This window comes from Parasegetibacter sp. NRK P23 (genome assembly GCF_023721715.1).
Lineage (GTDB): Bacteria > Bacteroidota > Bacteroidia > Chitinophagales > Chitinophagaceae > Parasegetibacter.
In genome coordinates this window covers 101,267-117,488 of the sequence record NZ_JAMDLG010000001.1, presented here as the reverse complement: position 1 = coordinate 117,488, position 16,222 = coordinate 101,267, and the positions used below count along the sequence as shown (strand labels likewise).

Annotated in this window: 11 protein-coding genes; 6 read left to right on the top strand and 5 right to left on the bottom strand. The window is 49.1% G+C overall.

The genetic code is table 11. The features are described from left to right. Positions 1–53: 53 nt before the first annotated feature. Entirely contained in the window at positions 54–995 is a 942-nt protein-coding gene (locus M4J38_RS00425; protein ID WP_251757553.1) for a hypothetical protein, read from the bottom strand. 160 nt (positions 996–1,155) lie between these two features. Here M4J38_RS00425 and M4J38_RS00420 point away from each other — a divergent pair, with 160 nt between their 5' ends. Together M4J38_RS00420 and M4J38_RS00415 are read left to right on the top strand one after the other, a co-directional pair. Further along, complete coding sequence (locus M4J38_RS00420; RefSeq protein WP_251757552.1) at positions 1,156–1,812, top strand: metal-dependent transcriptional regulator; 657 nt, start codon at positions 1,156–1,158, stop codon at positions 1,810–1,812. After that, positions 1,809–3,698, top strand: coding sequence for an Nramp family divalent metal transporter (locus M4J38_RS00415; protein ID WP_251757551.1), 1,890 nt, complete (start codon positions 1,809–1,811; stop codon positions 3,696–3,698). The genes M4J38_RS00420 and M4J38_RS00415 overlap by 4 nt, the downstream gene beginning before the upstream one ends. A 5-nt stretch (positions 3,699–3,703) precedes the next feature. On the opposite strand, the gene M4J38_RS00410 is transcribed toward M4J38_RS00415, so the two are convergent. Continuing rightward, positions 3,704–4,297, bottom strand: a complete 594-nt coding sequence (locus M4J38_RS00410) for a Crp/Fnr family transcriptional regulator (RefSeq protein WP_251757550.1) — start codon at positions 4,295–4,297, stop codon at positions 3,704–3,706. A 164-nt stretch (positions 4,298–4,461) separates the two neighbouring features. Between M4J38_RS00410 and M4J38_RS00405 the strand changes: the two genes are divergently transcribed. The 3 genes from M4J38_RS00405 (at position 4,462) to M4J38_RS00395 (ending at position 7,544) form a co-directional block, all read left to right on the top strand. After that, positions 4,462–5,694, top strand: coding sequence for an NADP-dependent isocitrate dehydrogenase (locus M4J38_RS00405; RefSeq protein ID WP_251757549.1), 1,233 nt, complete (start codon positions 4,462–4,464; stop codon positions 5,692–5,694). Positions 5,695–5,806: 112 nt separating this feature from the next. Further along, a complete protein-coding gene (locus M4J38_RS00400; RefSeq protein WP_251757548.1) occupies positions 5,807–6,385 on the top strand; it encodes a hypothetical protein in 579 nt (192 codons plus the stop codon). Between the two features lie 130 nt (positions 6,386–6,515). Continuing rightward, a complete protein-coding gene (locus tag M4J38_RS00395; protein ID WP_251757547.1) occupies positions 6,516–7,544 on the top strand; it encodes a LacI family DNA-binding transcriptional regulator in 1,029 nt (342 codons plus the stop codon). Between the two features lie 5 nt (positions 7,545–7,549). On the opposite strand, the gene M4J38_RS00390 is transcribed toward M4J38_RS00395, so the two are convergent. After that, positions 7,550–10,339 carry a pitrilysin family protein gene (locus M4J38_RS00390; protein WP_251757546.1) on the bottom strand — a complete coding sequence of 930 codons (2,790 nt, stop codon included), beginning with the start codon at positions 10,337–10,339 and terminating at the stop codon, positions 7,550–7,552. A 208-nt stretch (positions 10,340–10,547) separates the two neighbouring features. Next, a complete protein-coding gene (gene pafA / locus M4J38_RS00385) occupies positions 10,548–12,185 on the bottom strand; it encodes an alkaline phosphatase PafA (protein ID WP_251757545.1) in 1,638 nt (545 codons plus the stop codon). 211 nt (positions 12,186–12,396) lie between these two features. Here pafA and M4J38_RS00380 point away from each other — a divergent pair, with 211 nt between their 5' ends. After that, positions 12,397–13,650: a pyridoxal phosphate-dependent aminotransferase family protein gene (locus tag M4J38_RS00380; RefSeq protein ID WP_251757544.1), complete on the top strand. Its 1,254-nt coding sequence runs from the start codon at positions 12,397–12,399 to the stop codon at positions 13,648–13,650. 491 nt (positions 13,651–14,141) lie between these two features. Here the strand turns inward: M4J38_RS00380 and M4J38_RS00375 are convergent, their stop codons facing one another. Beyond that, complete coding sequence (locus M4J38_RS00375; RefSeq protein ID WP_251757543.1) at positions 14,142–16,193, bottom strand: TonB-dependent siderophore receptor; 2,052 nt, start codon at positions 16,191–16,193, stop codon at positions 14,142–14,144. Between the last annotated feature and the right edge of the window lie 29 nt (positions 16,194–16,222).

Genomic DNA, 16,222 nt, shown 5'->3' with positions numbered 1-16,222 from the left:
AAAATTTAATGTGTATTTAGTACGCAAACATAATTCAATCCCGTCATCCGGCATCACTTCTTTTTCTTCTTCCGGGTGTAGCTTCCTTCGAAGAAACATTTGATGCCGCGGTAAGCGCCGCAGCCTTTTTCTTCTTTTAACGTAACGGAAGAACCGGAGAATTTAAGTTGAAGTACGCAGGGATCTCCGGGCTCGGAGAACTGGGCAATGTTGGGGGCGATGAACTTCGCGGTACCTTTCAGTTCACCATTACAATCGCCTGATTTTTCGAAATGAATGAAGAAATCGACTTCCTTATCGTTCCTGCCATCACGGACGGAAACAAAGTTTTTCTTATTCTGTATGTAATCGCCTGCCCATTTGTGTTTGGCTGGAAAGGTATCGATGGGATTGATCACCATTTCCTGGACTTTGGAAACATCGTTAGATTCCGTAAGTATCAGGGTAAAAACGCCGGCACTGTTGAAAACGTAGGCATCCTTCGTGTAAAGCATCTCTCCGGAAGATTGACGGCGCAGCTTTGTTTTCGTGATGGTGTAGCGTTTATCGATAGCGGCGCTGAAGCCTGTATTGGCAACACGTTCTCCAGTAAGCAGGGGCATGGCGGTAACAAAACTGTCGAGTTCATTGAAGGCAAGAATGTAGGCTGCCCTTCTTTTAGCGGTTACCGCTTTAATCATCACATAAGTTTCTTTATCCTTCACGCTGATTCGCCCCAATGGAAACAACGTGGGTTTCACACCTTTGCCGAATTCTTTTCTGAAAATAGTATCTGGAACGAACCCTGTGAAAAGCGAATAGCCGATTTTGAGGGAATCCGGCTCCTTTTTATTGAGTGAGGTATCTTCCAGGTTAAAGGGGAGCGCTCTTTCATCGAAAGAAGTGATGAAGTCGGAGATGGTCATTTCTTCCTCTCCCGACAGGCTTTTCTTTTTATCCTTACATCCAATGGCCATCCACGCAACGAACACTAATAACCAGGCACAGTTTTTCATCCGATTTTTTTTAGGTGGTCAGCCGGAACGAACCATTGCACTTCGTTCCTGAACCTGTAAACAGGGGCTAAAAATATAATTTTCCCGCAAAGCCCCATCTTTTAGCGGCGCATATAACAGAAATATTTTTTAGATTTGTCTAAAACCTTTTTTAAAGCACGTGAATTATTCAGTAAGCGAGGAGAATTACATTAAAGCGATCTACCACCTGCAGCAGGAAGCAGGGAATGTTACCACGAATGAACTGGCACAGGAACTGGCCACCAAACCGGCGAGCGTAACGGATATGATGAAGAAGCTGAAGGCGAAGAAACTGGTACATTATGAACGTTACCAGGGCTTCCGCCTCACCGGCGAAGGGAGTAAGCTTGCTTTGCTCGTGATCAGGCGGCACCGGTTGTGGGAGTATTTCCTGGTAGAGAAACTACAATTTACCTGGGATGAGGTACACGAAATCGCGGAAGAACTGGAACATGTGACCAGCCGTAAACTGGTGGACCGGCTTGATGAGTACCTCGGTTTTCCAAAAGTGGATCCACACGGAGACCCTATCCCCGACAAAGAAGGCAACGTGGAAACCACCTGCCAACTTAGTTTGCTGGACCTCCCCCTCAACGTTTCCGCCGAAATCTGTAATGTGGGCGACCAATCCAGCGATATGCTGGAACTCCTCACCCACAAAAGCATTCAACTCGGTACAAAGCTGGAAGTGAAAAAAAGATTCGGATTCGACAATTCGCTGGAAGTGAAAATACGCAACCTCCCCTCTTTTACCGTGAGTGAGCAGGTGGCGAGAAACTTATTCGTAAGAACATGATGCAGAGAACCAAAGACGATGTATCGCTGAGCGAAGTACATGCCAGTGTTGACCCCTCCCAACGCAAAACCCGCTGGAGAAAGATATTCGCCTTCTTCGGCCCCGCCTATCTTGTAAGCGTGGGCTACATGGACCCCGGCAACTGGGCCACCGATATCGCCGGAGGCAGCCAATATGGCTATTCCCTGGTATGGGTACTGCTGATGAGTAATATCATGGCGCTGGTGCTGCAAAGTCTTTCCGCAAGGCTGGGCATCGTACGCGGCCGCGACCTGGCGCAGGCCAACAGGGAGATGTACCCGAAAGGACTGAACTTTATCTTCTATATCCTGGCGGAACTCGCCATCGCCGCAACCGATCTGGCCGAAGTGCTGGGGATGGCCATCGGTATCCAGTTACTTACCGGTCTCCCTTTGATCTGGGGCGTAAGCATCACTGTGCTCGACACTTTTCTGCTGCTCTTCCTGCAGAAAGCGGGCATCCGGAAAATGGAGGCTTTCATCATCGGACTCGTGGCCGTAATCGGGCTCTCCTTTCTTGGCGAGATCATACTCGCAAAGCCGGACCTGGGCGAAGTGGCCGGCGGACTTATCCCAACTATTCCGGATACGAAAGCCCTGTACATCGCCATCGGCATCATTGGTGCCACGGTAATGCCCCATAACCTCTACCTCCATTCGGCGCTGGTGCAAACCCGTAAGATCGGGAAAGATCCTGCCGGTATTAAAAAGGCCCTCAAACTGAATTTTATCGACAGCGCTATTGCGCTTAACCTGGCCTTCCTGGTGAACGCGGCGATACTGGTACTGGCCGCCACCGTGTTTTTTAAAACCGGGCGCACCGATGTGGCCGAGATTCGCGATGCCCACCAATTGCTGGCGCCTTTACTGGGCTCAGGCGTAGCGCCGGTATTGTTCGCCGTGGCGTTGATCGCCGCAGGACAAAGCTCCACCATCACCGGCACACTGGCGGGCCAGATCGTGATGGAAGGCTACCTGAGGTTGCGCATCAACCCGGTGGCGCGGCGGTTACTCACGCGCTTACTGGCAATTGGTCCCGCAGTAGCCGTGATCCTTATCTCAGGAGAAAATGAAGTGGACAACCTGCTCGTGTTCAGCCAGGTGCTGCTGAGTCTGCAACTGGGCTTCGCCATCATTCCACTCATCCATTTCGTGAGCGATAAAAAAAAGATGGGCAGTTTCGCCATTAAACCATTCACACAGTTTTTCTCCTGGCTCATTACGGCGGTACTCGTATACCTGAACCTGCGGATGGTGATCGAAATGGTGTGGGATTATGTTCAGAGCAATGCGAGTTTACCCATGCAGGCGCTTGCCATTACGGGCACCATTCTTTTCGCCGTACTGCTGGTGATCGCCGTGGTGTACCCGTTAATGTATTCCAGGAAGAAAAAAGAAAACAGCATCCAGATACATGATGCCACCCATGGAGCGCCGCTACTGGCACCGGTATATGACCGTATTGCCATCGCACTGGATTTCAGTTCGAACGATGAAAAATTATTATCCCATGCTATTGGGTTAGGCAGCGGAAAAAACGCGTCTTACATTCTGATTCACGTGGTGGAAAGCGTTTCTGCGCGTATACACGGCGCCGTTACGGATGATTATGAAACGAGGGAAGATGAACTGAGGCTGCAACAATACACTGAACGCTTTACGAATATGGGACTGGAAGCGAAACACGAACTCGGTTTCAACATGCGGGCCGGGGAAATCGTAAGGCTGGTGCACTTGCACCATGCGAGCGCTTTGGTGATTGGGGCGCACGGGCATTCCGGTATTAAAGACATTCTCTACGGGGAAACCGTGAACGCCGTGCGGCATGAGTTGAAGGTGCCGGTATTGGTGGTGAACCTGCCTTAAAAGCTTTACTCCGTTGCCGGGGGCTTCATCAGCAGGTGTTTCAGTCTGCTGAACGTTTCCGGTTCAATGTTCAGGAAGGAGGCAAGCATTTTCTGTGGCACACGCTGCAACAGATCGGGATGGTGCTTTACAAAGTTCACAAACCTTTCCCGCACGGTTTCTTTCAGCAAACTCATCTCCCAGTCATCTTTCATGATGAGCTGGTCGGCAAGTACCAGTCGCCCGATTCTTTCAAAAAAAGGATGACGCGCATAGATCGTTTCCAGGTCCTCAAAACGGATGGAGATCAGCGAAGTGGCCTCCAGGGTTTCCAGGATCACATCGGAAGGCTGTTGCTGAATAAAAGAACGGGTACTGCTGATGATTTCTCCTTCCCGCGCGAAGTACAGGTTGATTTCTTTGTTGTTGTGGACGAAGTACTTCCTCACCAGGCCTTCCATCACAAAATTGAAATAACGGTCTATCTCGCCTTTATTCACCACAATAGACCGTTTGTTGAAATAGCGCACCTGAAGATAGGGTGTTATCTCGTGCATTTCTTCTTCGGAGATCTTTATGAACCTCCTGATGAACTGGAATATCGCTTCAGTAGGGTTCAATAGTTTTGGCTTTAGGTAAAACAAAAATAGACTATTGGCCCCATGAATGTGTATTTTTTACAAAGTTTTACCCGGTTTGTGCCATAAGCTTCGGGGTTGTTCGTGTTAGATTATCCATTAGATTTGCAGACTTTTGTTTGAACAACATTAAAAAAACCACTGCTATGGCACAAAAAATCAAAGTAGCAAATCCCGTTGTAGAACTGGATGGAGATGAAATGACGAGGATCATCTGGTCCTTTATCAAGAATAAGCTGATCCTTCCTTACCTGGAACTGGACATCAAATATTATGATCTTGGCATGGAATACCGCGATCAGACCAACGACCAGGTTACGATTGACGCGGCCAACGCCATCAAGCAATACGGTGTGGGCATCAAATGCGCCACCATTACGCCGGATGAAGAACGCGTAAAGGAGTTCGGATTGAAACAAATGTGGAAATCCCCCAACGGTACGATCCGTAATATCCTTGATGGAACGGTGTTCCGTGAGCCCATCGTTACTTCCAATGTTCCCCGCCTTGTTCCTAACTGGACCGCGCCCATCTGCATTGGCCGCCACGCATTCGGCGACCAGTACCGCGCCACCGATTTCGTGGTGAAGGGAAAAGGCAAACTCACCATCAAATTTGAAGGCGAGAATGGAGAAGTGATCGAGCACGAAGTATATCAGTTCAAAGGTGACGGTGTGGCCCTGGCCATGTACAATACCGACGAATCCATCCGTGGCTTCGCCCGCGCCTGCTTCAACCAGGCCCTCATCAAAAAATGGCCCCTCTACCTCAGCACCAAGAACACCATCCTGAAAAAATACGATGGCCGTTTCAAAGATATCTTCCAGGAAGTATATGAGAACGAGTTCAAAGCGCAGTTCGACGCGGAAAAACTCACTTACGAACACCGCCTGATCGACGACATGGTAGCCTCCGCCCTGAAATGGAACGGCAACTTCGTATGGGCCTGTAAGAACTACGATGGCGATGTACAAAGTGATACCGTGGCACAAGGCTTCGGCTCTCTGGGCCTCATGACCTCCACGCTGGTTACGCCCGACGGTAAAACCATGGAAGCAGAAGCCGCACACGGCACTGTTACCCGCCACTACCGCGAACACCAGAAAGGAAAACCCACTTCCACCAACCCCATCGCGTCTATTTTCGCATGGACCCGTGGACTGGAATTCCGTGGCCGCCTGGACAACAACCAGGAACTGATCGATTTCTGCCAGGCCCTGGAACAAGTGTGCATTGAAACCGTGGAAAGCGGTAAAATGACCAAGGACCTCGCCGTTTGTATCCATGGCAACAAGGTGAACCACGGTGAGCATTACCTGTACACCGAAGAGTTCCTCGATGCACTGGACCAGAACCTGAAAGCGAAACTGGCAAAATAAGGCCGGTTTACTTCCAATATTCCAACAGGCAACAGATATGGGTATTTTCCATAGCCGTTGCCTGTTTTTTATTCAAATTGATTATTTTGCCCTCATTCAAACCTTATAAACAATGCGTTCCATTCTTGCAGCCCTGTTTTTTGTTAGCCTTATCGCCGCTTCCTGTGGAAAAGAAGAGAGTTTCGAAGTTGGTGATCCCGTGGATAATAGTGGAGGAGGTGGAACCAATACAGGTGGCGGAGGTAGTAACACGGGCGGTGGCTCAACCAGTATTCCGGCAGGGTTTCACATGATTTTTAAGGAAGATGGCCAAACCAGGGAGATCAAATACTCCGTAACGGCAAATAAAGTATCTGCGGCAGGTTTGACCAGTTACTTTCTAGTTGGATTAGAAGATGTAAATGCTGATAACTCATTAACATTGACTTTCGTTAACCTGACAAATAGTAATGCGCTCACCACGGGTACATACAAAACAAAAGCAACCGTCAACAGTTACATTATGGCGGCCAATTATTTGAAAGGTGATGAAGACTGGAGTGCAGAAGACCTTCCACCCAATTCATTTCAGGCAACCATTTCTTCTGTGACAGCCACCGAAATAACCGGAACCTTCAGCGGGAAACTCAGTGATGAAAACGGTACAAGTAAAAACATTACTGAAGGTGCTTTCAGGTGTGAAGTAAAATAATTGACCAACTACCTAAAGACTTTCTAAATTCCTCTCAAAGAACAGAAACGTAAAGGGTGAGAGGATCAAACAAGGTATTCTGTTATATCAAAGCGGGTTTTAACTACATTTGGCCCATATTCAGCCAAAGATGATCCAACGGGAAGTAACCATATACGATATTGCCAGGGAGTTAAAACTTTCTTCCGCCACGGTGAGCCGCGCCCTCAGCGATCATCCGGCGGTGAAGCAGGCCACCAAGAAAAAAATTGTAACCAAGGCCCGGGAAATGGGCTACCGTACCAATGCCTTCGCCAGTAACTTACGCAAGCAAAAGACCCATACCATCGGCGTATTGATGCACGAATTGCACAGCTACTTTATGGTTTCCGTACTGGCCGGCATCGAAAAGATCGCTGCAGCGGAAAACTATGATATCCTGATCGGCCACTCCGCGGAAAGCGGGGCCAAAGAAGTGGCGAACGTGGAAAACCTTTTCCATAAAAGAGTGGATGGCCTGATCGCTTCACTCGCCTTCGATACCCCTGATCTTTCTCATTTCGATTGTTTCCTTCAGAAAAATATCCCCGTCGTATTCTTCGACCGCGTGGAAGAAAGCAGCGCGGGCACCAAGATCATCATCGACAACTTTAAAGCAGGATATACCGCCACCCGCCACCTTATTGAACAGGGCTGTAAACGAATTGTGCACATTACCGGAAGTAATACCCGGAACGTATACGCGCTGCGTTATGAAGGCTACCGGAAAGCATTGGAGGACCATGGTATCCCGTTCAACGATGAATTCGTTTTTACAACAGATATGGACCGGGATGATGCCGTAAATGTAAGCAAGCGCATCGCGGAAATGAATCCCCGCCCCGACGGGCTGTTCGCCGCAGGCGATTTCACTGCTGCCGTTTGTATGCAAACCCTGAAACAACTCGGCTTCCGTATTCCTGAAGATATTGCGGTGATCGGCTTCAACAACGACGAGATCAGCACCCTCATGGAGCCACGTCTCAGTACGATCAACTATCCGGGTGTGGAAGTGGGCGAAGTGGCCGCCCGGAACCTCATCAACCACCTCAAAGGAGTGAGCTCACTTTCAGCCACTTCTTCCATCATTCTGAAATCGGACCTGCTGATCAGGGAATCCTCCCTGCGCAACAGGCCCTGATTGTCTTATTTTTTCTCCGGCATCAGCACAGCTTTGATCAGTTGCTGCTCATTCAGTAACTGTGCCGTTTGCTTCAACACCGCAGGTGTGAGTTGTTCCAGTTCCGTGAGGTAATTGTTCATCTCCTCCACCGGTTCACCATTCCTCGACTGCTGGAGGAGGTAATTCAACCAATAACCATTCTCTTTTACCCGCACTTCATGTGCCCTTCTTTCTTCCGCCTTGAACTTCTGCAAATCGGTAGCGGAAGGACCATCCTTTTTGATTTTCCGTATCTCATCCAATGCGGCTTCAATCAGCCTGTCCACATTCTTAGGATCACAGGTGAAGGAGATGGAAAGTGTAAAACGTTGCTCGGGTAACTTGGAGTAGCTTTCGGAAACGGAGGGCGAATACACGCCTTCTTCTTTTTCCCGCAGGCGCTCCACCATCTTGATGTTGATGATTTCGGTAAGCGCGCTGAGGCGCAGGTTATTGGCCGGGGACCATTTCCACGGACCATTGAAAATAAGTTCCACGGCACTTTTATCGTCCTGTCCTTTGTACACGGTCTTTTTCACAGCCCCCGGCAATGGGCGGATGCCCAGGTTGCTGAAGCTTTCTTTCCTGTTGGTGGCAGGTAATCCGCCAATGTATTTTTCAAGCAACGGCAGCAGTTTCGCTTTATCAAAGTTGCCCACAAATACAAATACTGCATCTGAGGCGTCGGCAAAACGATCTTTGTACATATCCACAACTTCATCCAGGGAAACTTTATCCAGCATCTGCATGGTAGGATTGGTTCTGCGGGGATGATACCCACTCATAATGGCTTCCAGCGTGTCTGAAAAAACAGCGGTAGGATCAAGCGCCCTGTTCTGCAGCATGTACTTCGTTTCAGCAATGGCTGTTCTGAAAGCAGTGGTATCTTTCCTCGGAGCGGTATAATAGAGGTAAACAAGTTGAAGGGCAGTTTCAATATCGGCAGGTGTGGCTATACCTGAAACGCCTTCACTTATTTCGGAAACGTAAGCGGATACTGACACGTTTTTCCCGGTCAGCATCTTACCCAAAACGGTAGGATCAAATTTACCCACACCGCTTTGTCCCATAATATTTGCCGCCATCAGAATTGAAGGCAATTTCTTTTCATCCACAACCGAGGTCCCCCCAAAACTGTAGGAACTGAACCTGACCTCATCGTTCTTGAAATCAGTGGGCTTCAGCCATACGCGCACGCCGTTACCCAATGTGATCAACTCCGCGCCAATTGCGCTGAAAGCTTTGGTGCCAGTAACTTTAGTGCCTGTGGGTATTGTGGCGAGCAAAGGCTCATTAGTGCTTTGATCCTCGTAGGCTTTTACATAACTGAGGTCTGTATTTACCCAATCCAGTAGTTGCTGTTGCGAAGGAAGGCCGGCGCTGTCTTTAGAAGGGGCCTGCACCAATACCACCCTGTTCTTCTTTTGGTCGAATGTATTGATCAGTTCGTTCACCTCTTTCAGTTGGATTTCGGGCACTGTTTTTTTGTAGAAATTGTAGACATATTCCGAACCCGGCACCGCAGTTCCCGTCAGGAAATTGCCCTGGTAGGCTGCCACATAAGCGGCTGATTTCGTTTTGTCCCTCTCTTTAAAAGCGCTTTCCCTTTGGGTGAGCAGGTCCTTTTTTGCGCGATCCAGCTCCGTTTGGGTAAACCCGAAACGGCGGATCCTTTCATTTTCTTCCAGTACGGCGGTCACGGCTTTATCAAGCTGGCCATTCTTCGCAACGGTGATAGAAAGATAAGCCTGTAGTCCCGCAAGGAATGGTGATATGGCGTTCTGGGCGAAGAAATACGGTGTTTCCGGTTTGCGGGTAGCTTCCTGGATCCTTGCGGCCATCATGGTGTTGAACAACTCGGTCCGAATTTGCTCGCGGAAACCCGCTGCGGTGGTGATGGGTGTGGTTTTGGATTTGTACACTACCTGCGCCACGGTGTAAGGAAACTCTTTGTCGGTGATCACTTTCGCGAAGGTTTCCGCATGATCGCCCACTTCGTATTTTACCCGTGGACGTGGTTGGGCGGGATTTTTCAGCACCGTGAATTTCTCTTTGATCCAGCGTTCCACCTGGTCGGCATCAAAATCACCAACGGCGATGATGGCCTGGAGGTCGGGACGGTACCAGTCTTTGTAAAACTTCTTAATCGTTTCCACCGTAAAGGATTTCAGGATATCTTCCTTCCCGATGGGAATCCGTTCCGCATAGCGGGAATTGTTGAAAAGAATAGGCAACGCCTGTTGTTGGATTCTTTCCTGGGCGTTCTTTCCACGCTGCCTCGATTCTTCCAGGATCACGCCTCTTTCCGCGTTTACTTCTTCCGGATCGAAAGAAATGAAACCAGCCCAGTTCAGGAGCATATCAAACCCTCTTTCGAAAACCGCAAGCGTATCGGTGGGGATGGGCAACTGGTACACCGTTTCATCGAAGCTGGTGTACGCGTTGATATCGGCGCCGAATTTCACCCCCGCTTTCTGAAGGTAATCTATCAAGGTGTTTTTAGGGAAATCACGGGTACCGTTAAAGGCCATGTGTTCCACGAAATGCGCCAGCCCACGCTGGTTCTCGTCTTCAAGAATGGACCCCACCTTATTCACCAGGTAGAGTTCAGCGCGCTTTTCAGGAATTTTGTTGGCGCGGATGTAATAAGTAAGTCCGTTGGGCAAGGTGCCTTTCCGCACTGAGGGATCTAAGGGCAAAGGTTCTCCGTTTTGTGCGAAGGAGGCAAAGGTGCTGGTGAATACCAGGATAAGTGTACTCAGTGTTTTGCGCATAATGTGTCAGGTTTTTTCCCGGTAACCGGGCTGGTGCTTTAGCTGCTGCAAGGATAGCCCAATTTCAGCAACAAGCTGTGTTTTGTAGAGCAGATTTCAGCGGCATATTTACGAACGGCAATAGGAATTGATGAATTTGGGCATAGTATAGAAAAGAGCGAGGGCACACCAATATTTGATGTACCCCCGCTTTATGGAATGTTTTGTTTTAGAAACCGATTTCAGTGATCACTTTCCCGACGGAGCCGCTTGGCATCTGAATGCGCAGCATAGCGGCGATGGTGGGCGCGATATCATTCATGTAGGTTTCGCGGTTGGTTTTCCCGGGCTTCACGTTCCAGCCATAGAACACCAGGGGAATATGGGCATCGTAAGGATTCCATAAACCGTGTGTGGTACCGGTTTTTCCGCCATCGATGTACCCTGGTTTCAATACGAATTGTATGTCGCCGCTGCGGGGGTAAAATATCCCGTTGGTGATGCGTTCTTTCACGGTGGCGTTGAGTGTTGTTTCACTGATGTCCGCCGTTTCAAACACGTTAGCGACAGCGTCTTCTTTCCTCAGCGCCAGGGTAATCATTTCCACTACATCCTCTTCATCGATGTCAGCGGAATCCATTAACGAATAATTGAGGTGTACCTGGTAGTTGTAGGTACTGAGGATCAGCTTATCCTGCCCGAACTTTTCTTTGAGGTCCGCGTTCATTTTTTTCATCCAGGCCCCGTCGTCGAAAGTACCGCCTGGCAATTTGTTTTCGTTCATGAAACCAGGCACATGCGCCACACCATGATCGGCGGTAAGAAAAACGAGGTACTGCCCCTTCCCTACCTGCTGGTCGAGGTGGTTCAGGAAAGCGCCCAGGTCTTTATCCAGCCTGAGGTAGCCGTCTTCAGTTTCAATGGAATTCGGTCCGAAAGCATGTCCGATATAGTCCGGGGAAGAAAGACTTACGGCCAGGAAATCCGTAAAGTTTCCTTTACCCAGTTGTTCGCCCTGCAAGGCGGCTTTGGCCATTTCAAGGGTGAACGTATTGCCATAAGGAGTAGAAGATATCGCGCCGTAATTGTTGCCAATAAAGCGTTTCAACTCGTAAGGAAATCCTGCGGCCGAGGAACCCAGGGGCCTGGATTCATATGCTTTCTGATCGGCTGTGCTCTGCACATAAGTATTGATAGGGTACAACGTATTCCATCCCTTTTCGAAATACTGATCGGGCAGTTTTTTATCGTTGAAAGCATTCACCCAGGAAGGCAGTTCTTTCCCATAATAGGTGGAGCTGATCCATTTGCCTGATTTACCATCGTACCAGAAAGCGCCGTTGGCGGCATGTCCGGCAGGAAGAATGGCGCCACGGTCCTTAATGGCCACGCCAATCGTTTTGCTCCTGAAGTTGGTGGCCAGCCGGAGTTCGTCGGTGATGGTGGTGGCAAGCAGGTTCCTGGGGCTCATTTCTCCTGCGGAGCCGGTTGCGCCAACGGTTTGCACGGATTTATCTTCCACGCAATAAATCGAGCGGCCCTCGGCCCTGTCCCACCAGCCGTTCCCTGTGATTCCGTTGATGGCGGGCACGGAACCCGTATACACGCAGGCGTGTCCGCAGGCTGTAATGGTGGGCGCATAAGGGATAAAAGTATTTTCACAGGTAAATCCCTGGTTAACCAGTCTTTTAAAGCCGCCGTTCGCTTCATAACGGTCGTAATAACGGTAGAGAAAATCCCAACGCATCTGGTCCACCACGATACCCACCACCAGTTTAGGACGGGCAATACCTGCCGGAGCGGGCTTCTGAGTGAAACCTAATACAGAGAGGGCCGCCAGGACCCCGGTAAAAACGGCTCTTTTCATGCTTTGCTGTATGTTTTTGGCATTCTTAAAAGGTCAACTTACTTAAAATGAAGGCGTAAAGCTACTACATCTCCCGAACTATGTGTTTTAACATAACGTGAATAATACCAGATTCCGATACAGTTTTCCCATGAACCGTTTCCACGAAAACCGCCCTTTACAACAGTTTTTTTTACCTTTGCACAAATTTTCAATTAATCAACAGGAGCATATGGCAGATATTTTTGAGCGCTTACTGAGTAACCAGGGCCCTATTGGCCAGCACCGAGAGAGAGCACATGGTTATTTCGCCTTCCCGAAACTGGAAGGGGAAATCGGCACCCGGATGTTTTTCCGCGGCAAAGAAAAGATCGTTTGGAGCCTGAACAACTACCTCGGTCTCGCTAACCATCCCGAAGTGCGCGCAGCCGACGCGAAGGCCGCCGCTGATTATGGACTGGCCTCCCCCATGGGCGCCCGCATGATGAGCGGTAATACCAATTACCACGAGCAACTCGAAAAAGAACTTTCCGACTACATGGGCAAGGAAGATACCTGCCTCCTGAACTATGGCTACCAGGGCGTCATGAGTACCATCGACGCCATCTGTACCCGCCGCGACGTGATCGTATACGACGCGGAATGCCACGCCAGCATCATCGACGGACTCCGGCTACACCAGGGACACCGTTATGTATTCAAACACAATGATATCGAGGATTGCGAAAAGCAACTGAAACGCGCCACCGAAATGATCAAAACCTCAGGTGGTGGTATCCTCGTGGTAACCGAAGGTGTTTTCGGTATGGCGGGCGACCAGGGCAAACTGAAAGAGATCGCCGCCCTGAAAGAAAAGTTTGATTTCCGCCTGCTGGTGGACGACGCGCACGGCTTCGGTACCCTCGGTAAAACAGGTGCGGGAACCGGTGAAGAACAAGGTATCCAGGATAAAATAGATTTGCTGTTCAATACTTTCGCGAAGTCTGGTGCTTCTATCGGCGCATTCATCAGCGGCGATAAAGCCATCATCGATTACCTCCGCTATAACCTTCGCTCACAAATCTTTGCGAAGTCCGTTCCCCTGCCACTGGTGATCGGTCACCTGAAAAGGGTGGAATTGATGCGCAAACATCCGGAAATGAAAGCGAAGTTGTGGGAGAACGCTTTAAAACTGCAGAACGGCCTGAAAGAAAAAGGGTTCGATATCGGAAAAACCGACTCCGTAGTTACCCCCGTGTACATGAAAGGTGGTGTGGAAGAAGCAACGGCGATGGTGATGGACCTGCGCGAGAACTACAATATTTTCTGCTCTATCGTGGTATATCCCGTTATTCCTAAAGGACATATTATTTACCGGCTGATTCCTACCGCGGTGCATACGGATGAAGATATCGAGCTTACGCTGAAAGCTTTTGAAGAAACAAAAGAGAAGCTGGATGCGGGAAGCTATAAGGCGGAGGCTATTCCGGATATGGCGGAGGCTTAGGTTTCATGCGGCTGGTTTGTGCTTCGCAGGAGCCTGCTTCACTGCACGTTCCTTGCAGTTCGCAGGAGCCTGCTTCACTGCACGTTCCTTGCAGTTCGCAGGGAGCAAGGACGCAAGGAGTGGTTGAAACTGCTGCGTGCTTGTTCCTTTTTTGTTGGGGTTATTTTCACTAGAAGTTATTAGAAGAACGAAAGGGGGTGAGTAAGACTTTCTCAAGATTGCTTCGTTCCTCGCAGGAGCCTGCTTCACTGCTTCGTTCCTCGCAGTTCGCAGGACGCGGCGTTTGGAAGGCTGATTTTGTGAGGTGTTATTTTTGTGGTAAAAGCATTTTACAACCTTGTTACCATACATCAGAAAAAGTACTGATGCTACCAGTAAAAACGAATGCACGGAGTAATTACAACCTCGTGCATTCGTCTTTTTATGCGCGTTAAATAATTCGAATACCACGAACAATGCCCCTCTCCCCGGGGAGAGGGGGCGGGATGAGGCTACAACTTCACCCGCATCCCCACAAACCATCTTCTCTCCTGCATTGGCGCATAATTGTAAGAAGGATCGAAACGGTAATCGTTCGGATTGTTTACATCCACATTTTTATCGAAGGGATCTTCGGGACGGAGGATGGGGTTTTCCGGTAAGAAATTGAGGAGGTTTTTCACACCGCCATATAGCTCCGTTTTTTCACCTATTTTTTTCGTGGTCTGGAAATTCAGGATGGTAAAAACAGGACTGTACGCTGGACGAAAATCATTGGGTACCACGGGTAGCCGCATGGGACCATATGTTTTCCCGGTGATATCGAAGGAGAGCCCCCCCCATCCCGGAATATAACTCCAGGCATAGTTGGCGGTCCATTCAGGGGCAAAAAGCACGGGTTGTGTGGTCTTTTTCCCTGAGGCATCGGTTTCTGTACTGCTCACTTCCATTACACTGAAACCCGTGATCAGTTTAAGTTTATTGCCGATGTTCATTTCCGAGTTCAGGCTGAAGCCTTTTGAAACCGCAGAACCATCGAGATTGGCGTAAATGATTTTATCGGGGTCCGTATCGTAATCGGCGATGATCTTGTTGGTGAAATAGGTGTAGAAAACAGAAGCATCTATTCCGAAAAATCCTTTTTTCATGGCCCATTGCCCGGCGTAGTTGAGGTTGAAGTTCCAGCTTTTTTCAGGCTTCAGATTTCCTAGTATCTCCAGTTCGCGCGCGCCGCTCAAAGCCTGGTGCTCTTCCGTAAAAAGATTCACCACGCGGAAACCATTGCCGGCACTTAACCTGATGGTTTGCCTGCCATCGGGCCTGAACCGGAGGGCCGCACGGGGAGATGGTATCCAACCATGACGGTTGTTCCATTCTGACCGCACACCGGAGAGCAGGGTCCAGGCACGGTTCAGCTCCCATTCATCCTGGAAGAATACCCCGGTAGTAATGGCATGGTCGGGTCTGGAACTACCATCCGCATGTTGTGTAGCAGGTGTATTGTCATCATAACGGATATAACGGAAAGGAATACCTGCTACAAGATGGTGTTTCCCCAACGAAGCGTTCCACCTGAACTGGGAGAAAGCCGTGTGCTGGGAAGCGTTGTAAAATGTGTTGCCGTAAGCCGCATTCTGATCGTGGATATTGTAAGAATATTCCAACAGCAAAGGAAGTTGTTTTACCCGGAAACCATATTGCCCGAAGAGTTCGGCCCTTTTGGTACGGATGCTTTCGCCATAAATACTATCGGTGCCGCGCCACCTCTTGCTCCATTGCATCTCCCCGCCCCACCGGTCTTCCGTGAAAAGTCGCATGGCAATGGAAAAAGGCAGGACGTTCGCCCTTTGCAATTGCCATTTCTGAAAGAAGGAAATCCTTTCCTGTAAAGCGATATCGGTGAAGTTATCCTTATTGATGTCCTTTCTTTGTTGAAAAGTGAAGGCGTTCAGTCCTAACAAACCGCTCCATTTCCCCGCTCTTATCGTTCCGGCTACATCGGCATTTAACTCTCTATATCCGGTGACATTTATATCTGTAAAGAATTTACCGGCGGAACCAGGTTCCTGCGTAATCACATTGATCAATCCCGCCACTGCTTCAGAACCATACAAAGTGCTGGATGGCCCTTTGATGACCTCTATCCTCTTTATTAACCCGGAAGGAATACCCATTAAACCATATACGGTGGAAAGACTACTTACAATCGGCATTCCATCGATCAATACCATGGTATAAGGTCCTTCCATTCCATTGATATGGATATCCCCGGTATTACAAACATTACAATTGATTTGTGGCTGAACGCCGTTGAGCAGGCTGAGCGATTCGAATAGATTGGGTACGGGGTTCTTCCTGAAGAACTGCGCGGAATAACGCTCTACCGGAATCGGACTCATCATCCGGGTTACTTCCCGCATTCCACCGCTCACCACCACTTCTTCCAGCGAATCAGTTTTAGCCTGGCTTTCCTCCTGCGCAGAAACGGATACTGTTGAAACGAGTAATATATTTAGCGTTGCTGAAAGATATTTTACCCATCCTATCAACTTATTTTTAGACATGTCTAAATTTATATTTAGACAAAAGTAGC